The 19,634-nt window shown below is 65.4% G+C and carries 15 protein-coding genes; 12 read left to right on the top strand and 3 right to left on the bottom strand.

All coding sequences use genetic code 11. The features are described from left to right. Window positions 1–12: 12 nt before the first annotated feature. The 6 genes from hisG (at window position 13) to BUA05_RS00815 (ending at window position 6,769) form a co-directional block, all read left to right on the top strand. Window positions 13–711 carry an ATP phosphoribosyltransferase gene (hisG, locus tag BUA05_RS00840; RefSeq protein ID WP_072672766.1) on the top strand — a complete coding sequence of 233 codons (699 nt, stop codon included), beginning with the start codon at window positions 13–15 and terminating at the stop codon, window positions 709–711. Beyond that, window positions 708–2,003, top strand: a complete 1,296-nt coding sequence (hisD, locus tag BUA05_RS00835; protein WP_072672765.1) for a histidinol dehydrogenase — start codon at window positions 708–710, stop codon at window positions 2,001–2,003. Before hisG ends, hisD begins: the two co-directional genes overlap by 4 nt. Beyond that, the gene (gene nusB, locus BUA05_RS00830) at window positions 2,000–2,482 is read left to right on the top strand and encodes a transcription antitermination factor NusB (protein ID WP_072672764.1); all 483 of its coding nucleotides are present in this window, start codon (window positions 2,000–2,002) and stop codon (window positions 2,480–2,482) included. Before hisD ends, nusB begins: the two co-directional genes overlap by 4 nt. A gap of 16 nt (window positions 2,483–2,498) precedes the next feature. Beyond that, window positions 2,499–3,356 (top strand): thiamine-phosphate kinase, encoded by an 858-nt coding sequence (thiL, locus tag BUA05_RS00825; protein WP_072672763.1) that lies wholly within the window; start codon window positions 2,499–2,501, stop codon window positions 3,354–3,356. A gap of 183 nt (window positions 3,357–3,539) precedes the next feature. Then, window positions 3,540–5,684, top strand: coding sequence for a sodium-translocating pyrophosphatase (locus BUA05_RS00820; protein WP_072672762.1), 2,145 nt, complete (start codon window positions 3,540–3,542; stop codon window positions 5,682–5,684). 149 nt (window positions 5,685–5,833) lie between these two features. After that, window positions 5,834–6,769, top strand: coding sequence for an acyl-CoA thioesterase (locus BUA05_RS00815; RefSeq protein WP_072672761.1), 936 nt, complete (start codon window positions 5,834–5,836; stop codon window positions 6,767–6,769). A gap of 141 nt (window positions 6,770–6,910) precedes the next feature. Here the strand turns inward: BUA05_RS00815 and BUA05_RS00810 are convergent, their stop codons facing one another. Next, window positions 6,911–7,726, bottom strand: a complete 816-nt coding sequence (locus BUA05_RS00810; RefSeq protein ID WP_072672864.1) for a universal stress protein — start codon at window positions 7,724–7,726, stop codon at window positions 6,911–6,913. Between the two features lie 132 nt (window positions 7,727–7,858). Here BUA05_RS00810 and BUA05_RS00805 point away from each other — a divergent pair, with 132 nt between their 5' ends. After that, window positions 7,859–9,427 carry a carotenoid oxygenase family protein gene (locus BUA05_RS00805; RefSeq protein WP_072672760.1) on the top strand — a complete coding sequence of 523 codons (1,569 nt, stop codon included), beginning with the start codon at window positions 7,859–7,861 and terminating at the stop codon, window positions 9,425–9,427. Between the two features lie 414 nt (window positions 9,428–9,841). Then, window positions 9,842–10,738: an OmpA family protein gene (locus tag BUA05_RS00800; protein WP_178139123.1), complete on the top strand. Its 897-nt coding sequence runs from the start codon at window positions 9,842–9,844 to the stop codon at window positions 10,736–10,738. 39 nt (window positions 10,739–10,777) lie between these two features. Here BUA05_RS00800 and uvrC read toward each other — a convergent pair whose 3' ends face one another. Continuing rightward, on the bottom strand, window positions 10,778–12,751 hold the full coding sequence (gene uvrC, locus BUA05_RS00795) for an excinuclease ABC subunit UvrC (protein ID WP_072672759.1): 1,974 nt from the start codon (window positions 12,749–12,751) through the stop codon (window positions 10,778–10,780). A gap of 95 nt (window positions 12,752–12,846) precedes the next feature. Between uvrC and BUA05_RS00790 the strand changes: the two genes are divergently transcribed. After that, the gene (locus BUA05_RS00790) at window positions 12,847–14,127 is read left to right on the top strand and encodes an APC family permease (protein WP_072672758.1); all 1,281 of its coding nucleotides are present in this window, start codon (window positions 12,847–12,849) and stop codon (window positions 14,125–14,127) included. 22 nt (window positions 14,128–14,149) lie between these two features. Next, window positions 14,150–15,358, top strand: coding sequence for a BaiN/RdsA family NAD(P)/FAD-dependent oxidoreductase (locus BUA05_RS00785; RefSeq protein WP_072672757.1), 1,209 nt, complete (start codon window positions 14,150–14,152; stop codon window positions 15,356–15,358). A gap of 28 nt (window positions 15,359–15,386) precedes the next feature. Here the strand turns inward: BUA05_RS00785 and BUA05_RS14650 are convergent, their stop codons facing one another. Further along, window positions 15,387–18,533, bottom strand: a complete 3,147-nt coding sequence (locus BUA05_RS14650; protein WP_158093673.1) for a TonB-dependent receptor — start codon at window positions 18,531–18,533, stop codon at window positions 15,387–15,389. Window positions 18,534–18,756: 223 nt separating this feature from the next. On the opposite strand from BUA05_RS14650, the gene infA reads away from it, so the two are divergent. Together infA and BUA05_RS00770 are read left to right on the top strand one after the other, a co-directional pair. Next, complete coding sequence (gene infA / locus BUA05_RS00775) at window positions 18,757–19,002, top strand: translation initiation factor IF-1 (protein ID WP_007163491.1); 246 nt, start codon at window positions 18,757–18,759, stop codon at window positions 19,000–19,002. Between the two features lie 15 nt (window positions 19,003–19,017). Beyond that, window positions 19,018–19,602, top strand: coding sequence for a Maf family protein (locus BUA05_RS00770; protein ID WP_072672755.1), 585 nt, complete (start codon window positions 19,018–19,020; stop codon window positions 19,600–19,602). Window positions 19,603–19,634: the final 32 nt, after the last annotated feature.

The raw sequence follows: 19,634 nt of genomic DNA, 5'->3' as shown, positions 1-19,634 counted from the left end.
GCGCGCTCGATCATGACCACCAATGCTATCCACGACAACAGCCTTTTCCGGCCCGGACAGCTGACCTTCGCTGTCCCCAAGGGGCGCATTCTTGATGAGGCGCTGCCGGTGATGGCGCGCGCCGGGGTCGAGCCGGAGGCGGCGTTTCACGATCCCAAAAACCGCGCATTGGCGTTCGGCACCAACCGCGATGACATGCGCCTCATCCGCGTGCGCGCCTTCGATGTCGCGACCTTCGTTGCCCACGGCGCGGCGCAGGTGGGCATCGTCGGCTCCGACGTGATCGAGGAATTCGACTACGCCGATCTTTATGCTCCGGTTGATCTCGGCATCGGGCTGTGCCGCCTGTCGGTCGCGCGCCTCGCCGCCGACACGGACGAAGCTGCTGGCGCAAGCCATCTGCGCGTGGCGACCAAATATCCCAGCCTCACCCGCCGCCATTTCGAGGCTGCAGGCGTGCAGGCCGAATGCGTCAAGCTGAACGGCGCGATGGAGCTGGCCCCCTCGCTCGGGCTGGCGCGGCAGATCGTCGATCTGGTGTCGACCGGCAAGACGCTGAAGGAAAACGGGTTGGTCGAAACCAGCACCATCCTCGAAATATCGGCGCGACTGATCGTCAACCGCACGGCATTGAAGACCGACGCCCGCGTCGCGGCGCTGGTCGATGCCTTCCGCCGCGATGCCGAAAGCGACGGGGCGCGAGCGGCATGATCAACATCCTTTCCACCCTCCAGCCCGACTTCGCCCAGAAGTTCGAACGGATCGTGGAAGCCCGCCGCGAAACCGACAATGATGTTGCCGGGCAGGTGACCGACATTCTTCAGACGGTGAAGCTGCGCGGCGATGCGGCGCTGGCGGAGTTTACCCACCGCTTCGACGGTTACACGCTGGCAGAAGACGCCGACTGGTCGATCCCGCCTGAGGCGTGCGAGCAGGCCTACAAGGACCTGCCCGGCGATCTGCGCGACGCGCTCGACCTCGCGGCGGCGCGGATCCGTTCCTATCACGAGGCGCAGCTGCCCGAGAACCGCGATTATGTCGACGCGGCAGGCGTGCGGCTGGGCGCGATCTGGCGTGCCGTGGATGCGGCGGGCCTGTATGTTCCGGGCGGGCGCGCGGCCTATCCTTCATCGCTTCTGATGAACGCCATCCCGGCGCGGGTCGCCGGGGTGGAACGGATTGCCATCGTCACGCCGACACCCAAGGGGGTATCCAATCCGCTGGTGCTGGCCGCCGCGCATATCGCAGGCGTGGACGAGATCTGGCGCGTCGGCGGGGCGCAGGCGGTGGGCGCGCTGGCCTATGGCACCCAACGCATTCGCCCGGTCGATGTCATCACCGGCCCCGGCAATGCCTGGGTGGCCGAGGCCAAGCGCCAGCTTTACGGCGTGGTCGGGATCGACATGGTCGCCGGGCCTTCCGAAATCCTCGTCATCGCCGATGGCAGCAATGATCCTGACTGGATCGCCGCCGATCTGTTGTCCCAGGCCGAACATGACCCGACCTCGCAATCGATCCTGATCACCGATGATGCCGTGTTCGCGCGACAGGTCGAAGATTGTATCGACATCCAGATCAGCCAGCTTTCCACCGGCCGCACGGCACGTGCAAGCTGGGATGCGCATGGGGTGATGATCGTCGTCAATGACCTCGATGCCGAAGCCCCGGCGCTCGCCAATCGTCTGGCTGCCGAGCATGTGGAACTTGCGGTCGATAATCCGGAAAGCCTGATGCACAAGATCCGCCATGCGGGCAGCATCTTCCTTGGCCGGATGACGCCCGAGGCCGTGGGCGATTATGTCGCCGGGCCGAACCACGTGCTGCCGACAGGCCGCAGGGCGCGGTTTTCGAGCGGGCTTTCGGTGCTCGACTTCATGAAGCGCACCAGTTTTCTGGGGCTCGACCAGACATCCTTCAACGCCATCGGCCCCGCCGCCGCCACCCTCGCCCATGCCGAAGGGCTGCCCGCGCATGCCAAATCCGTGGAACTCAGGATCAAATGAACACGCCCACCCCTTCCGGCCAGCCTTCGCAGGCCCGCTCGGCCGCGCGCCTTGCCGCCGTGCAGGCGCTTTACCAGCAGCACATGGAAAGCACCGCGCTGGCCAAGCTGCTCGATGAATTCCACCAGCACCGGCTGGGCCGCGACATCGACAATGATGATTTCGGCGATGCCGCCTATGCCGAGGCCGAGGTGCCGTTTTTCGATGACGTGGTGCGCGGCGTTGATGCGCGGCGCGAGGAAATCGATGCGCTGCTGGGCGCAAGGCTGGCCGCCGGGTGGAGCATTGCGCGGCTCGACAAGGCGATGTTGCAGGTGCTGCGCGCCGGCACCTATGAATTGATCGCCCGCCCCGATGTGCCCGCCGCCGTGGCAATCAACGAATATGTCGAGGTCGCCAAGGCGTTCTTCGATGACGGGCAGGCGAAATTCGTGAACGGCGTTCTTGATGCCGTGGCCAAGGGCGCGCGCGCAGGCTAAACCCCGGCTCTGCATCATGAACGAGTCCGAATTCATCGCTGCCCTGCGCAAATTGCCGCTCCACCCGGGCGCGCGCGGGCTTGAGGATGATTGCGCGGTCCTGACCATCGGCGGCGAAACGCTGGTCATCACCCACGACATGATGGCCGAGGACACCCATTTCCTGAGCCACGCCGATATGGCCGACGTGGCGTGGAAACTGCTTGCCGCCAACCTTTCCGATCTGGCCGCCAAGGGGGCTGGGCCGATTGGCGTGCTGCTTGGCCATTCGCTGGGGAGCGATGATGCCCGCTTTCTGGCAGGTCTGGACGAGGGCTTGCGCACCTATGGCGTGCCGATCATGGGCGGAGACACGGTCGCGACCACCGGCACCAGCACCTATGGCATGACCGCGATCGGCCGCGCGGCGCATCTGCCCGTGCCTTCGCGCAAGGGCGCACAGCCGGGCGATGGTATCCATGTCACCGGCCCCGTCGGCCGCGCGATGCTGGGCTTCGAGGGTGACGAAGATCATCTGCAAGCCTTCAACCGCCCGGTTCCGCGCTTGGCCGAAGGCATTGCGCTTGCCCCCCATGTCAGCGCGATGATGGACATTTCCGACGGGCTACTGCTGGATTGCTGGCGCATGGCGTGGGTAAGCGGGGTGACCCTTGCGATTGACAGCGCTGTCGTGCCGGTCGCCTCGCGCCCGCGGATGCAGGAATGCATGCGCTGGGGCGACGATTACGAATTGCTGTTCACCGCGCCCGAAGGGGCGGCGCTTCCGGTTCCTGCATTTCGCATCGGCACGGTGCGCCCGCGCGGATCGGCCCCGCTGCTGCTGGACGAGGCCCCGCTCGCCGATCCGGCGAACCTCGGCTATCGCCACGGTTGACCTGCGCGCCCGCTTTTCCCTGGCAAAACTGGTGAAACCCCCGGCAAAGCGGGCATTCACGCACGCCAAAGGCTTGCCAGCCCTTTCCGAGCCCCTATGACTGTGCGCCCTTGCGCCCTGGGGATTTCAAAGGCGCGCGAGGCTTCCCGCGGGGAAGAATAACAAGACGAGAGGGGATAACTCGTGAACCTATTGCTCATTTCTATCGGGCTGGGGCTGCTCGCCATTGTCTATGGCGTCATCACCAGCAGTCAGGTGCTGGGGGCCAGCCCCGGCAATGCGCGGATGCAGGAGATCGCCGCCGCGATCCAGGAAGGCGCGCAGGCCTACCTCAACCGCCAGTATACCACCATCGCCATCGTCGGCGTGGTGGTTGCCGCCGTGGTCGCCTTTGCGCTCGGCAGTGTTCCTGCCATCGGCTTTATCGCCGGGGCGGTGCTTTCGGGCGTGGCGGGCTATATCGGCATGAATATCTCGGTGCGCGCCAATGTCCGCACCGCAGAAGCTGCCAGCACCAGCCTGCAGGCGGGCCTGACGCTCGCCTTCCGCGCCGGGGCGATCACCGGGATGCTGGTGGCCGGCCTTGCGCTGCTCGCCATTGCGGTGTTCTTTTACGTGCTGGTTGGCCCGATGGGCATGAGCCCTTCCGATCGCGTGGTGATTGATGGCCTTGTCGGCCTTGCCTTCGGCGCTTCGCTGATCTCGATCTTCGCGCGTCTGGGCGGCGGGATCTTCACCAAGGCGGCCGATGTCGGCGCCGATCTTGTTGGCAAGGTCGAAGCCGGCATTCCTGAAGATGACCCGCGCAACCCTGCGGTGATCGCCGATAACGTCGGCGACAACGTGGGCGATTGCGCGGGCATGGCGGCTGACCTGTTCGAAACCTATGTCGTCACCGTCGGCGCCACCATGGTGCTGACCGCGCTGCTGCTGACCCAACTGGGCGATCTGCTGCTGCCGCTGATGGCGCTGCCGTTGCTGATCGGCGGGGCGTGTATCGTCACATCGATCCTTGGCACCTATTTCGTGCGGCTTGGCGGCGGAACCAATGTGATGGGGGCCATGTACAAGGGCTTCATCGTCACCGCCGTCACCTCGATCCCGCTGATCTGGATCGTGACCCAGTTCGCGCTGGGCAGCGTGGGCATGGATATGAACACGGTGATCAACCCGGATCAGGGCATGGTCGAATTCACCGGCCGGTCGCTGTTCTACTGCGCCCTGCTTGGCCTTGTCATCACCGGGCTGATCATCTGGATCACCGAATATTACACCGGGACCAAGTTCCGTCCGGTGCGATCCATCGCCAAGGCTTCGGAAACAGGCCATGGCACCAACGTGATCCAGGGCCTTGCCATCAGCCTTGAATCGACCGCGCTGCCGACGCTGGTGATCGCCGCTGGTATCGTCATCGCCTATCAGCTCGCCGGCCTCATGGGCATTGCCTATGCCGCCACCGCGATGCTGGCGCTTGCCGGAATGGTCGTTGCGCTGGATGCCTATGGCCCGGTCACCGACAACGCAGGCGGCATCGCCGAAATGGCGGGGCTGGACGATAGCGTGCGCGAGAAGACCGATCTGCTCGATGCGGTCGGCAACACCACCAAGGCGGTGACAAAGGGCTATGCAATCGGTTCGGCGGGCCTCGGCGCGCTGGTGCTGTTTGCGGCCTACACCACCGATCTCACGGTGTTCTTCCCGGCGTTCCGCGACGGCGACCTTGCCAATGGCGAAGTCTCCTTCAGCCTCGAAAACCCCTATGTCATCGTCGGCTTGTTCCTCGGCGCGCTGCTGCCCTATCTGTTCGGGGCGATGGGCATGACCGCTGTGGGCCGCGCGGCGGGCGATGTGGTGATCGACGTGCGCGATCAGTTCCGCGAAAATCCGGGGATCATGGCGGGCACGTCCAAGCCCGATTATGCCCGCACCGTGGACCTTGTGACCAAGGCGGCGATCAAGGAGATGATCATCCCCTCGCTGCTGCCGGTGCTGACCCCGATCGTGGTGTACTTCGTGATCACCGCGATTGCCGGGCAGGACAATGGCTTTGCAGCGCTGGGTGCATTGCTGCTGGGCGTGATCGTGGGCGGGCTGTTCGTGGCGCTGTCCATGACCGCTGGCGGCGGCGCGTGGGACAATGCCAAGAAGTACATCGAAGACGGCAATCACGGCGGCAAAGGCTCCGAAGCCCACAAGGCCGCGGTGACAGGCGATACCGTCGGCGATCCCTACAAGGACACGGCTGGCCCGGCGGTGAACCCGATGATCAAGATCACCAACATCGTCGCTCTGCTGCTGCTGGCCACACTGGCGCACGGCGCGGCTTGACGCTTCACTTCGCGTGAAAAACACCAACCCCGCCGGGAGCAATTCCGGCGGGGTTTATCTTTGCGCAGCGTCCTGTCCCCGCATCGGTTTCCGGGCGCTGCGAAAGCGCGGCTTGACGGGCGCGTAAGCCCGCAGCATGGCCTTGCGCCATGAGCGAGACACCCACCAACGAACAACTGGTCGCTGGCCTGATCGGCCTGCTGACGGTCGAAAAACGCGCCGCGGACATCTATGCCGGGCCACCGCAGGCTGACGGGATCGGGCGGGTGTTCGGCGGGCAGGTGCTGGCGCAGGCGCTTCAGGCGGCACAGGCCAGCGTCACCGACGGCAAGCGCGCGCATTCGCTCCACGCCTATTTCCTGCGCGGCGGGCGCGAGGGGGCGGGAATCGAATACCGCATCGAACGCGATTTCGACGGGCGCAGCTTTGCCAACCGCCGGGTGGTCGCCAGTCAGGAAGACGAACATGGCATGCCGGTGCCGATCCTCAACCTCACCGCCAGCTTCCAGACCCCGGAAGAAGGGCTGGAGCACGTCGATTCGCCGATGCCCGAACTCGCCCGGCCCGAAGACCTGCGCCCGGACATCGAAGTCCGCCGCGAAATCGCCGACCAGTGGAGCGACCGGCTGAGCGAGGACCAGCGCCGGCTGATGCTGCGCCCGCGCCCGATCGAGATGCGCACGATTGATCGTCTGCATTGGATGAGCCGCGAGCCGCGTGAACCGCGCGCGCATACATGGTTCCGGGTGGTTGCACCGATCACCGGGGCGGACGACACCCCCGAACTGCACCGCGCGATCATCACCTATGCCAGCGATTACACGCTGCTCGGCACCAGCGCCCTGCCGCACGGCCTTAGCTGGATGCGCGACGAACTGGTCGGCGCAAGCCTTGACCATGCGATCTGGTTCCACTCGCCCAAGGACAAACCACCGCGCGCGGACGAATGGCTGCTTTACGCCACCGACGCGCCGTGGTCGGGCGGGGGGCGCGGGTTCAATCGCGGGCGGATCTTCAATCAGGCAGGCGAACTGGTGGCCAGCGTCGCGCAGGAAGGGATGATGAGGAAAAGGGTTTCCCGCTAGGGTGAGCCAACGGCGCCGCCGCTGCCGCAGGGGCGACCGTCCGCCCGCAGCGGAAGCGAAGCTGAACCGCCGACGGTCAGTCACCCGACCTTCAGGTCGCATGAGCGAGGAAATCGCAGCCCGGAGGGGCTGCGAAAATCGTCAATGCGCCAGCAGGATCGGCATCTGCGGATCGCGCAACATCCGCCGCGTGACCCCGCCCAGCAGCATTTCCGCCAGCCGCGAATGGCCATAGGCGCCCATCACCATCAGCCCGCAATCGCGCAGCTGGGCGGCGGAAAACAGCGTGTCGGAAATCTTCGCCTCCCCGCGCGGGATTTCCACCACCTCGCATTCGATCCCGTGGCGGCTGAGATATTGCGCCCCCTCCAGCACGGGAAAATCAAAGCGCTGCCTGTCCGATGGTTCGGCCACGCTGACCAGATAGACCTTGCTCGCCGCCGCCAGCAGCGGCACCGCCGCACGCAGGGCAACGCAGGCTTCCGAAGACCCGTTCCATGCCACCATGACCGGCGCATTGGCATCGAAGCTTTTGGTATCCTCCGGCACCACCAGCACCGGCACCGGCGCCTTGAGCACGAGATCACCGACCAGCGCCGAAGGCCCGCGCCCGTCCTCGCCCGGGTCCGACGGGCCGACGATCACGACATCGGCCAGCGCGGAATGTTCCAGCAGCCGGTGCTGGGCGATGCCATACAGGAACCGCCAATTCCAGCTCACCCCTTCATTGCTGATTTCAGCCTCGATATCGGCGCGCAGCTTTTCCGCGTTTTCCTTGATCACCGGCATCGCCGCCGCGATTGCCGAACCGTAGAAATCGCCGGGCGCAAAGACCTCATAACTGACCGCCTGAACGCAGGTGATGTGGCCATTGGTGGCCCGCGCAATGTCGAGCGCGACCTGCAAACGGGCGTCCATCGCGCGGTCGTGATCAATATGAAGCAGAATCGATTTCATGGCTGTTCTCCCGATAATGACCCTGAAATGCGCCTTCATGATGCACGCCGCCTTGATCGGGATCAAATTTGCAACGCACAGCTTGCAGACTGCGCGTGCCCGGTTCATCCTGTTCCCGAGAGAGAGGAACCCATGCAGATCACGCGCCATCCGCCGGTGAAAACCACGCTGGAACCGTCCAACCACCCCTATCTTACAGGTGCGTGGACACCGCTGCACGAGGAGGTCGACGTTGCCGAGCTGGAGGTGATCGAAGGGGCGATCCCGGTCGATATCGACGGCATCTACCTGCGCAACACCGAAAATCAGGTGCATCAGCCGCTGGGCCGGCACCATCCTTTTGATGGCGATGCGATGATCCATCAGGTCAACATCTCCGGCGGCAAGGCGAGCTATCGCAACCGCTTTGTGCGCACGCATTGCTTCGAGGCGGAACAGATTGCGGGTCAGTCGCTGTGGGGCGGGCTGATGGACCCGGCAGGGACGAGCAAACGCCCCGGCTTTGGCGCGCATGGCGGGCTGAAGGACACCGGCAGCACCGACATCATCGTCCATGCCGGCACGGCCTATGCCACGCTGTACCAGTGCGGCGAGGCGTGGATGCTCGACCCGGTGACGCTTGCCAGCCGGGGCAAGGCGCCGTGGGTGCCGCTGGATGGTATCTCCGCCCACCCCAAGGTGGACGAGGCGACCGGAGAGATGATGTTCTTCAACTACTCCAAATACGCCCCGTTCATGCATTATGGCGTGGTCGATCGCACCGGGCGGCTGGTGCATTACGTCCCCGTCCCGCTGCCCGGCCCGCGCCTGCCGCATGACATGGCGATCACCAAAAACTGGTCGATCCTCAACGACATGCCATTGTACTGGGACAAGGATCTGCTGGACAGCAACATCCACGCCGCGCGGCTGCATCAGGGCGTGCCGACCCGTTTTGCGCTGATTCCGCGCCATGGCCAGCCCGAAGATATCCGCTGGTTCGAGGCTTCGCCCACCTATGTGCTGCACTGGACCAATGCGTATGAGGACGGCGACGAGGTGGTGCTCGAAGGATACCATCAGGCCAAGCCCATGCCCGATCCGCTGGAGGAAATGGGCCGGTACAGCCACATGATGGCCTATGTCGATGAACACAGCTTCCAGTCGCGCCTGCACCGCTGGCGCTTCAACCTGAAGACGGGCGAGACCCGTGAGGAGCGCCTGTCGGACTGCATCGTCGAATTCGGGATGATCAACCCGCGTTATGCGATGACCAAAAGCCGCTATGTCTGGTCGACCACCACCCGGCCCGGCTGGTTCCTGTTCAACGGCTATGTCCGCCACGATACCGAAACCGGCGAGGAACAGGTCTACCGCCTGCCCGAAGGCGTCTACGCCAGCGAAAGCCCGATGATCCCGCGCAAGCCCTCAAGTAGCGAAGCGATAGGGCAACAAAAGACTCCCTCAAGTAGCGAAGCGACAGGGCGACAAGGACCCTCGGAAGACTCCGGCTACCTCGTCACCTTCCTGATCGACGAGAACACCGGCACGTCGCAATGCGCGATCCTTGATGCCAGTGACGTGACCAAAGGCCCGATCTGCCGCCTCGCCCTGCCGCACAAGATCTGTTCGGGCACGCATTCGGTGTGGGTCGAACATGATCAATTGCGCAGCGATGCAGCCTTCCATGCGCAAGGATTGCAGGCTGTCGCCAGCCGCTGAACGGCGCGGCGGGCATGGCGGGACAGCGCCATCCTGCCGTGCGAGCGATCATTCCCGGAATCAAACGCGGGGCCGCTTTCCTACTGCGGCGCGCGGCGGTAGGTCTGGCTCCATGCCCGTGATGCCATCGCCTGCCCTGATCTTCGCGCGAATCGCCGCGGCGCTATCGCCGGGCCTGAAGGCGATGGCGATGATCGGCGGTTTTTCTGTCCCTGGACAGTGTCTCATGTGTCTCCAACACGCGGCGGCTGCGACTCGGCTCGTCGTATCCCCTGCCCCGGTTGCCCGCTCCTGTGGTAACCTGGCAGGCCATGTTCATCTGCGAGCAAGGTTGGCATGAACACCGGTCTGGTTGCACAATGCCAAGCAAGGGCCACCCCCGGGATCGCCGGCCCGAACGACAGGAGTATCAACATGGTGAACACCCCCATCCGCGCCCCACTTACCCTTGCGCTGCTTGCCGCGCTTGCGTTGCCGGCAGCGACCGGCCTTGCCGCCCAGAACACCCGTGAAGGAGAGGTTCTGACCACGGTCTATGGCAACCTGCCGACCATGACCGACATGGCCGAAGGTCCGCGGATCGATGGCATCATCTCCGCCCGGCAGGGCCAGCGGCTGCAGGTGACATCGGAAGACGGCACCAGCACGATCCTGACGCTGCATCCCGACACCGAAATCCGCACCCGCGGGGGCTTTTTGGGGATCGGCAACAAGACCTTCGACCAGAGCGCCCTGATCAACGGCCTGCCGGTGCGGGTGCGCACGCGCCAGTACGGCGATGGGCTGGTGGCGAGCGAAGTGCGCTTTGCCAGCGATGATCGCCAGATCGCGGCGATGATCCGCGGCGGCACGGCCCAGCAATTCGCCGAGCAGGGCGCTTCGATCCAGAAGAACACCGCCGCGACCGAGGCGCTGCGCGGGCGGCTGGGCGATATCGACAAGTACAACCTGAAAAGCACCACCAATGTCTATTTCGACACTGGCAAGGCGGTGATTGCACCCGGCGCGAAGTCTGAACTGTGCGCCGCGGCGCAGCAGGCCAATGCCAACGAGAATTCGCTGATGCTGGTGCTGGGCTACACCGATTCGACCGGGTCGCCCGAACTCAATCAGGCGCTTTCCGAAAAGCGTGCGGCAGCGGTGGTCAATCACCTGCAGCAGGTGTGCAAGTGGAAGCCTTACCGGATGCTGACGCCGACCGGCATGGCGACCGCCGATCCGGCAGCCGACAACACCACCGCCAGCGGCCGCGCGCAGAACCGCCGCGTCTCGGTCAATGTGCTGGTGAGCAAGGCGCTTGACGGGCAGTAAGGTGATGTGCGGAGGGGCGGGCTGACCGTCCCTCCGCTCTCACCCACCCGCGTGGTAGAAGTCGTACACCTTGCGGGCCACGGCGGCACTGACCCCCGGAGCGCGTTGCAGGTCTTCCAGCGCGGCGGCGCGGACCTTGCTGGCGGTGCCGAAGTGGAGCAGCAGCGCGCGCTTCCTCGCCGGGCCGATGCCGGGGATCTCGTCAAGCGGCGAGGCGGTGATCGCTCTGGACCGCTTGGCCCGGTGCGCGCCGATGACATAGCGGTGCACCTCGTCGCGCAGGTTCTGGAGGTGGAACAAGAGCGGCGACCCTTGCGGGAGCAGCTTCTCGCGCCCGTCGGGGAAGTGGAACACCTCGCGCCCCTCGCGCCCGTGGTGGGGGCCCTTGGCGATGCCGATGACTGCGACCTCATCGGCAAGGCCAAGCTGTTCGAGCACGCTCGTCACGCTGGAGAGCTGGCCCTTGCCACCGTCGATCAGGATGAGATCGGGCAAGACGCCCTCGTGCCCGCCGGGCTTGGCGTCGGGCCCCGGCTCGCCCTCGGCAAAACCGCGGAACCGGCGCGCCATCACCTCGCGCATCATCGCGAAGTCATCATTGGACTGCGCCTCGCGGATGTTGAACTTGCGATACTGCCCCTTCTCGAACCCCTCCGGGCCAGAGACGATCATCGCGCCCACCGCCTTGGCGCCCTGGATGTGGCTGTTGTCGTAGACCTCGATCCGCTGCGGCGGGGCGTCGAGCTCCAGAAACTCGGCGAGCTCGCGGCCCATCTTGGCCTTGGTGCCGGTCTCGGCCAGTCGCCGTTCGAGCGCCTCGATGGCATTGCGCTGCGCCTGCGCCATCAGCTTGCGCCGGTCGCCGCGTTCGGGGATGGTGATCCGCACCTTGCGACCGGCAACCTCGGACAAAGCGGCCTCGATCAGCTCGCGCTCTGGCAGATCGCGATCGACGAGGATCGTCGGCGGCGGCGGCACCTCCTCGTAGAACTGCAGCATCACGCTGGCGAGCACCTGCGCTTCGTCCACATCATTGGTGTGGCGCGGGAAGAAGGCGCGGTGGCCCCAGTTCTGCCCGCCGCGAATGAAGAAGGCCTGCACGCCCATCACCCCGCCCTTGGCCGCCAGCGCGAAGACATCGGCATCGCCCAGCCCCGCCGCGTTGATGGCCTGCGACCCTTGGATGAAAGTCGCGGCGCGCAGCCGATCACGCAAGATCGCCGCGGTTTCGAAATCGAGATTCGCGGCGGCTTGCGCCATCTGGCGCTCCAGATCAGCCTGCACAGCGCCCGACTTGCCCGCGAGAAAGTCCTTCGCCTGGCCCACCAGCGCATCATAATCAGGCTCATCAATGCGCCCGACGCAGGGGGCCGAACAACGCTTGATCTGGTAGAGCAGACAAGGCCGGTCGCGGTTGTTAAAGAAGCTGTCGGTGCAGGATCGCAGCAGGAACAGCTTTTGCAGCGCGTTCAGCGTCGTGTTGACGCTGCCTGCACTGGCGAACGGCCCGTAGTAGTTGCCCTTCGCCCGCCGCGCCCCGCGATGTTTCTGGATGCGCGGGAAGGCATGATCGGCGCGCAGGAGGATGAAGGGGAAGCTCTTGTCATCGCGCAACAGCACGTTGAAGGGCGGGCGGAAGCGTTTGATCAGCTGCGCTTCCAGCAGCAGCGCCTCGGCCTCGGAATTGGTGGTGATGATCTCCATCGAGCGGGTTTGGCTGACCATACGCTGCAAGCGGCCCGAAAGCCCGGCGATCTGAGTGTAATTGGCGACCCGCGCCTTGAGGCTGCGCGCCTTGCCGACATACAGCACCTCGCCGCGCGCATCACACATCCGGTAGACGCCGGGGACAGGCTTCAGCACCTTCACCATGTCGCGGATCGCCTGCACCCCGCCTTCCAGATCGGGCTGGGCGCTGGCGACGGTATAGGCGGCGCGCTCCTCGTTGAAACGCTCCGCACCCCCGGGGCCATGGGGCGGATCGTTGGGGGTGCCTGCAGGGGTTCGGGCCATGCTCGACCAGATAGGAAAGGCGGCGGGGTTTGGCAAAGCTTGTGCTGCGTCCTTGCACAGTCCACGATGGCCCATTGCAGCGGGGGACAAGCAAGATGACACAGCCGGACATCCTGCCGCGCACCGTGGGCTTCTGGGGCGCTGCGCTGTTCCCGGTCAACGGCATGATCGGCGCAGGGATATTCGCACTGCCTGCGATCATGGTTGCAGCGGTGGGCAGTTTTGCGCCGTGGATGATGCTGTTCGGCGCGCTGCTGGTGCTGCCGCTGGTGTTCGTCTTCTCCGCCCTTGCCGCGCGGTTCGACAGTCACGGCGGGCCGGTGCTCTATGCGACTGCCGCGTTCGGTCCGTTTCTGGGGTTTCAGGCGGGCTGGTCGCGCTATGCCTCGGGCGTGGTGGCGGTGGCGGCGAACACGCAGGTCGCCATCGCCTATCTCGCGGTGCTGGTGCCCGCGCTGGAAGACCCTGTGATCAAGGCCAGCGCGGTGATCGGTTTCATCATCCTCACCACCATCATCAATCTGGTGGGGATGCGGACATCGGTCGGGGCGCTGGGCGTGATGACGGTGATGAAGCTCGTCCCGCTGATCGCCCTCATCATTTTCGGTCTCGCCACCCGCGATCCGGCGGTCGGTTTTGCGCTGCCGCGCTTCAGCGAGTTCGAAGGCGTCGTGCTGCTGACCTTCTATGCCTATATGGCGTTCGAGAACGCGACCTTCGCTGCCGGCGAAATGCGCAATCCGCAGCGCACCCTGCCGCTGGCGCTGATGACCGCGCTGGGCGCGGTGGCGGTGTTTTACATGCTGGTGATCTGGGCCTATCTGGCGATCGCGCCAGTGGTGGGGGGGAATGCAAGCGCCCTGTCGGCAGCGGCAGAGACGCTGGCAGGCCCCGCAGGCGCGATGGTGATCGCGATTGCAGCTGCGGTTTCGATCTGCGCTAACACGCTGGGCGGCGGCATTGTGACCCCGCGCATGACGTTCGGCATGGCGGAACAAGGCCTGCTCCCGGCGATCTTCGCCCATGTCTCCCGGCGGTTTCAGACGCCCGATGTCTCGATCCTGTTCTTTGGCGGGATTGCTGTCCTGTTCAGCCTGTGGGCCGGTTTTGCCACCTTGGCGGTGGCCAGCACGCTGTCCCGGCTGTTGATGTACCTGCTCGCCGCGCTGGCGCTGCCGGTGCTGCAACGCCGCGACGCCGTGCCCCCGCCGTGGTGGCACCTGCCCGCCTCGCTGCTGGCCGCGGCATCGACTGTGTGGGTTGCCAGCCACGCCAAGCCCGAGGCTTGGGAGGTGTTCGGCTTTCTGCTGGTGGTTGGCACGCTGCTCTATTTCGTTGCGCGGCGGCGGCCGGTTCAGGCTGCACAGATCGCTTAGAAGCCGCTAGGGGCAGGCGCTCATGACCGAAACCGATGTCATCATCCTTGGCGCAGGCGCGGCCGGGCTGTTCGCTGCCGGACAGGCGGGGCAGCGGGGCTTGCGCGTCGCGCTGCTGGAGAAGACCGATGCGCCGGGCAAGAAAATCCTGATTTCGGGCGGCGGGCGCTGCAATTTCACCAACCTCGGCGCGGGGCCGGGCAATTACCTCTCGGCCAACCCGCATTTCGCCAAGAGCGCGCTGGCCCGGTACTCGCCTGCCGATTTCATCGCGCTGGTCGATAAGCACGGCATCGCTTGGCACGAAAAGACGCTGGGGCAGTTATTCTGCGACGGTTCGGCGAAACAGATCGTGGCGATGTTGCGGGACGAATGCCCGGCGGACCGTGTGAGCCTGACCTGCGATGTGGAGATTTCGCAAGTCGAGCGCGGCGATGACGGCAGCTTCACCGTCACCGCCGCCGATGGCCGCATCTGGCGCGCACCCGCGCTGGTGATCGCCACCGGCGGCCCTTCGATTCCCAAAATGGGGGCGAGCGATTTTGCCTATCGGTTGGCGCGCCAGTTCGGGCTGAAGGTGGTCGAGCCGCGTCCGGCGCTCGTCCCGCTGACACTGGGAGACGAGGACGCGCTGTTCCGCGAATTGTCCGGCGTCGCCGCGCCGGTGCTGGCGCGCGCTGGAGCAGGCAAACGCAAGACCGAATTCGCCGAGGCCGCGCTGTTCACGCACAAGGGGCTGTCCGGTCCGGCGATCCTGCAAATCTCAAGCTACTGGCGGCATGGCGAGGAGGTAGGCATCACCTTCCTGCCCGATGCCGCAAGCGACTGGCTGATCGCCACCAAGCGCGACCGACCACGCACACACCTGCGCACGCTCCTGCGTGAACGCCTGCCAGATCGCGTTGCCGATGCACTGGCCGACCGGCTGGGTCTGGAACGCGAGATTGGCAATGCCTCGGACAAGGAACTGCGCGCCGCACAGGTGCAACTGGCCGACTGGCGCTTTGCCCCCAACGGCACCGAAGGCCTTGCCAAGGCCGAAGTCACCGCCGGCGGCATCGCCACGGCAGAGCTTTCCAGCCGCACGATGGAGGCCGCCAAAGTCCCCGGCCTTTATGCCATCGGCGAGGCGGTGGATGTCACCGGCTGGCTCGGCGGTTATAATTTCCAGTGGGCCTGGGCGAGCGGCTTTGCCTGCGCCGAGGCCTTGGCCGCGGCGTCTTTTAGGTGATTGCCGAGGCCTTGGCCGCGGCAGGGCGCTAGAACAATTTTCTCAGATCAATCCCCAGATACAGCCCCAGCGGATCAATCACGAAGGGCTGGTAATTGACCGGGGTGTCGCCGTTCGAATCCCGCACCCGGCGCTGCGCATCGAACAGATTGTCGGCGCGCAGGCTCACCCGCGTATCCTTGAGGAAACCATCGCTCTTGCCGGTCAATTCGGCGAGATTGGCGAAGATCCGCAGGTTGAAGGTGAGGATATCGTCGAAGAACAGATCGGTGCTGCCCGGCAGGCCGGAACCGTCAAGCCGCGTCTCGCCGGTGTAGATGCCCGACAGGCGGAAGCCCACGCCCTTGCCGAACAGCCCCGCTTCGAGGCGGCTGGAATGGCGCGGCAGGCCGAAGGCCCCCGTTGCCTGCCCATCGAGCTGGTCAAGCGGGGCAAGCCCCGGGGCGATCAGGATCTGGTTGTCGAGCTCGATCGTGTGGTTGAGATTGGCGAAATAGCGCCAGCCCTGGAAATTGCGCCCGGCCAGCGGGTTGAAGGCCGGAGCCCCTCCTCCAGCAGGTGCGCCGCCTGCCTGCCCGCCGGGCTGTCCGCCCGCTTGGGCCTGCTGCGGTGCCGCGGCGCAGAACCGTTCCTTGAACTGCGCCAGAGCCTCGGGCGGGATATTGCCATCGGCATCGCGCGAACGATCGATCGCCATCTTGATGAAGGCCGGATCGACGCCGGGCAATTCGGCCGAGACATCCTCGCCGCGCTCGATCTTCGCAATCAGCTCGGCGATGGCGGCATTGCCATCAGGGCCGCAGGCGCGTTCCCGGAAGGCGGACATGGCACTTGGCGCAGCCGCCTGCGCCGGAGCGCCGCCGAATATCGCCGGATCGACGCTGCATATGCGGGTGCGGAACTGCGCCAGCCGCTCGGGGTCGATTGTCCCGTCCGCACCGCGCAACCGTGCCAGCATCGGCGCAAGCCGTGCAGGGTCGACACCGGGAAATTCTGCCGAAAGATCCGCGCCGCTATCGATGGCAGCCACCAGCCGCTGCATGAAGTCGAGCCCGTCATCGGCGCACAGCCGTTCGCGCAAGGCCATGAACTGTTCGCGCTGGGCCGCTGTCGGCGCACCACCTGCCGCAGGCGCACCGCCCGCGCCGCCCGCCGCCGGAGCAGCATCGCCGCCAGCCCCAGCCGGGCGACCACCGCCCGATGCACCGGGCCGTCCGCCGCCCCCAAAGCCGCCGCTTGCGCCCCCGCCGATATTGCCATTGGTCGACAGGGTGAACTGCAGCCGGTCGGCGCGGGTTTCGGCAAAGCTGACCGAACGCCGATCAAGCGCGATCAGGCGGCCATCTGCATCGCGCGTGACCCGTCCCGGGAACGCGGCTTCGACTTCGGGGGTGATCTGCGGAAAGGCGCTGACGACATTATCCGAACGGTTGCGGATATATTCCACTGTCAGCCGGGTGTTGTCCCAGAACGGCAGCCGCCAATTGGCGGCGAATTTCCAGTCGCGCTGGGTTTCTGCCGGAAGCGCGGGATTGCCCCCTGTGGTGACATCGGCCAGCACCACCTCACCGCGGCTGAAATCGAACACTGGCACATTCAGATTGACGATAATCGGATTGCCGAGCGCCCCAAGACCCGGCGCAACTTCGCGCCAGATATAGGTCGCCGACAGGTCGAGATTGCCGAACGGCGCCCAGGTCAGCCCCGCATTCCAATCACCCAGCACGCCGAAATCGGAAAGATCCTGCACCCCGGCCTGAAGGTTGAGGGTGAAGCTGCCAAGTGCATCGGCAAACCCGGCGCGGCTGCTGGTAAGCGGCACCACAAGGTTCGCACCGGTCGAAATCTGGCGGCGGGTCAGCGTGGCTTCGGTCAGGCTGCGGGTGTCGTTGCTCTCGATCCGCTGCCAGTCGATCCCGACATCGAAGGTCGCCAGCACTTCACCGGCGGGCAGTTCGCCCAGCGGGCCTTCGAGCGTGGTCAGCGACTGGCCGTTGATGGCCCGGCTGCGCGCCACGTCAAAGCCAGCCGCGGCAGTGGCGGGCAGCGGGCCGTCGGGCGCAAGCGTACCGGCAAGCGCGGCATCGACCAGCGCCTGCGTATCAAAGCGGCGGTCGATCTCGGTCTCGGTCTCGTCAAGCGTGGCATCAAAGGTGGTGGTGAGGCGGAAGGAATTGACCGGACGGGTGAGCGAGCCCGCCGCCGACAGCGAATCGGTCGACGAACGCCGCGCCAGCGGAGTCTCGGCACCAAAGGTTCGCACGATGCCCGGCACTGCGGGATCATCGGTCAGCACCACGGTATTGAGCCCGTCGAGGCTGCGGCTTTCATTGCGGGTGTAATTCAGATTCGCGCTGAGCGAAGTGCCGCTTTCAATCAGCGCCTTGGCCCACGAAAGATTCCCTTCAAAGCTGAAGGTATCGGCACGCAGGCTGCGGAATGCGGCCTGATCGGGATCGCCGGCGACCTGCGAGATCGAACCGGGGGTCTGCGGAATATCACGTTCATCCTCGGTCAGCAGCGAGGTATCGGTCAGTTCGAAATCGAGGTTGAACCTGCCGCCATCGGCAATCTTGAGATAGCCGAAATCCTGTTCGGTACGGAAAAATCCGCCGCGCGAGGGGGCCTCGAACTCGAATTCGACCTCGCGGTTGGAATAATTGTCCTTGAGGATCAGGTTGATCACGCGGCGATCGGGCGGAAAGCCGAACCGCTGGGCCACCTCTTCGGGGAACACCTCGACCCGCGCCAGCGCTTCGGGTGGATAGGAAGCAAACTCGCGGAACGAGCCGATGCGGATGCCGTTCACGAGGATCACCGGCCGTCCGCCGCCGCGCCCGCGTGCCGAACCGGTCTGAGCGCTGATCTGGGCGATAAGGTCGGTAATCGAGGTCACGCCCTCTGCTGCAATCGCCGCCTCGTCGAGCTCGAGCAGCGGGGCCTGTTCCACCACCAGCTGGCCGCGCAGCCGACCTGCGGTGACGACGATTTCGCCCGACGAGACCGCCGTGCCGCTGGCCGTTTCGGGATCATCATCCCGATCGGCCTGCGCCACCGCGCCCTGTTGTGGCTGGCTGGCCGTGGTTTCGCTGGCGAAAACCGGCATGGCTGCGGCGAGGCTGACGATACATGTGCCGGCGCGCAGTACGGCGCAGGAAAGTGGGGAGAGGTTCATTTTGTCCCTTTAGGTAAAGATCGTCAGCGAGGCCGTCTGTTAACGGTCCTCGTCCGCCGCCCGGCATACGGCAAAGGGCCGCAAGCAGGACGCAGAGTGCCCGGCCAATTCAGGCCCGCACGGCTCATAACGCTTGAGCCTTCCCTTTTGGTTCCTGCATCGCTAAAGCGCGCAGGCTTTTCGACAGGCGTCATTTGCGCCGCACCAGAGACAAAGGAAATACATGGCCAAGGAAGAACTCCTCGAAATGCGCGGGCGCGTGGTTGAGTTGCTGCCCAATGCGATGTTCCGGGTGGAGCTTGAAAACGGCCATGAAGTGCTCGGCCATACGGCAGGCAAGATGCGCAAGAACCGCATCCGCGTGCTGGTCGGCGATGAAGTGCTGTGCGAGCTGACCCCGTATGACCTCACCAAGGCACGCATCACCTATCGCTTCATGCCGGGCCGCGGTGGTCCCGGGCCGCAGTAAGCGTTCGCGCTGCTGATGGGCTGCCCAAGGGACAAGGCGCACATCACGCTGGCCTCAGCCTCGCCCCGGCGGCGCGAATTGCTCGCGCGGCTGGGCCTTGCGCCCGATGCCGTGACCCCCGCCGATATCGACGAAACGCCGCTGGGGGATGAATTGCCCCGCGCCTATGCCCTGCGCATGGGGCGCGAAAAGGCGCGCGCCGTCGATGCGCCCGGATATGTGCTGGCGGGCGATACGGTGGTGGCAGTCGGGCGGCGGATCCTGCCCAAGACCGAAACCGCAGCCGAGGCGCGGGCGTGCCTCGAACTGATCAGCGGACGGCGCCATCAGGTCCTGTCCAGCGTGGTGCTGCGTTCGCCCGACGGTTCCTTGCGCGAACGGTTGAGCGAAACGGTGGTGCGTTTCAAGCGGCTCTCCGACGCGGAAATCACCGATTATCTGGCGGGCGACGAATGGCGCGGCAAGGCGGGCGGCTATGCCATTCAGGGGGCAGCCGAAGGCCTCGTCGAATGGATCAGGGGCACCCATTCGGGGGTGATGGGTCTGCCGCTTTATGAAACGCGGGTGCTGCTGAAGGCGGCGGGTTTCGCAATTGGCTAGGCAAGCGCCGCCCGAGTGGCTGATCGAGCAGG

Origin of the sequence: Erythrobacter sanguineus, assembly GCF_900143235.1 — a bacterium.
Lineage (GTDB): Bacteria > Pseudomonadota > Alphaproteobacteria > Sphingomonadales > Sphingomonadaceae > Erythrobacter > Erythrobacter sanguineus.
Note: the sequence above shows the minus strand (reverse complement) of the source record. Positions and strands in the feature narration are given on the sequence as shown.

What these genes read in the sequence shown, in the direction of transcription:
- infA (WP_007163491.1), top strand. Translation starts at nt 18,757, where the DNA reads ATGGCCAAGGAAGAACTCCTCGAAATGCGCGGGCGCGTGGTTGAGTTG.
- BUA05_RS00815 (WP_072672761.1), top strand. Translation starts at nt 5,834, where the DNA reads ATGAGCGAGACACCCACCAACGAACAACTGGTCGCTGGCCTGATCGGC.
- thiL (WP_072672763.1), top strand. Translation starts at nt 2,499, where the DNA reads ATGAACGAGTCCGAATTCATCGCTGCCCTGCGCAAATTGCCGCTCCAC.
- BUA05_RS00785 (WP_072672757.1), top strand. Translation starts at nt 14,150, where the DNA reads ATGACCGAAACCGATGTCATCATCCTTGGCGCAGGCGCGGCCGGGCTG.
- BUA05_RS00790 (WP_072672758.1), top strand. Translation starts at nt 12,847, where the DNA reads ATGACACAGCCGGACATCCTGCCGCGCACCGTGGGCTTCTGGGGCGCT.
- nusB (WP_072672764.1), top strand. Translation starts at nt 2,000, where the DNA reads ATGAACACGCCCACCCCTTCCGGCCAGCCTTCGCAGGCCCGCTCGGCC.
- BUA05_RS00810 (WP_072672864.1), bottom strand. Translation starts at nt 7,726, where the DNA reads ATGAAATCGATTCTGCTTCATATTGATCACGACCGCGCGATGGACGCC.
- hisG (WP_072672766.1), top strand. Translation starts at nt 13, where the DNA reads ATGACCACCAATGCTATCCACGACAACAGCCTTTTCCGGCCCGGACAG.
- BUA05_RS14650 (WP_158093673.1), bottom strand. Translation starts at nt 18,533, where the DNA reads ATGAACCTCTCCCCACTTTCCTGCGCCGTACTGCGCGCCGGCACATGT.
- BUA05_RS00800 (WP_178139123.1), top strand. Translation starts at nt 9,842, where the DNA reads ATGGTGAACACCCCCATCCGCGCCCCACTTACCCTTGCGCTGCTTGCC.
- BUA05_RS00805 (WP_072672760.1), top strand. Translation starts at nt 7,859, where the DNA reads ATGCAGATCACGCGCCATCCGCCGGTGAAAACCACGCTGGAACCGTCC.
- hisD (WP_072672765.1), top strand. Translation starts at nt 708, where the DNA reads ATGATCAACATCCTTTCCACCCTCCAGCCCGACTTCGCCCAGAAGTTC.
- uvrC (WP_072672759.1), bottom strand. Translation starts at nt 12,751, where the DNA reads ATGGCCCGAACCCCTGCAGGCACCCCCAACGATCCGCCCCATGGCCCC.
- BUA05_RS00770 (WP_072672755.1), top strand. Translation starts at nt 19,018, where the DNA reads ATGGGCTGCCCAAGGGACAAGGCGCACATCACGCTGGCCTCAGCCTCG.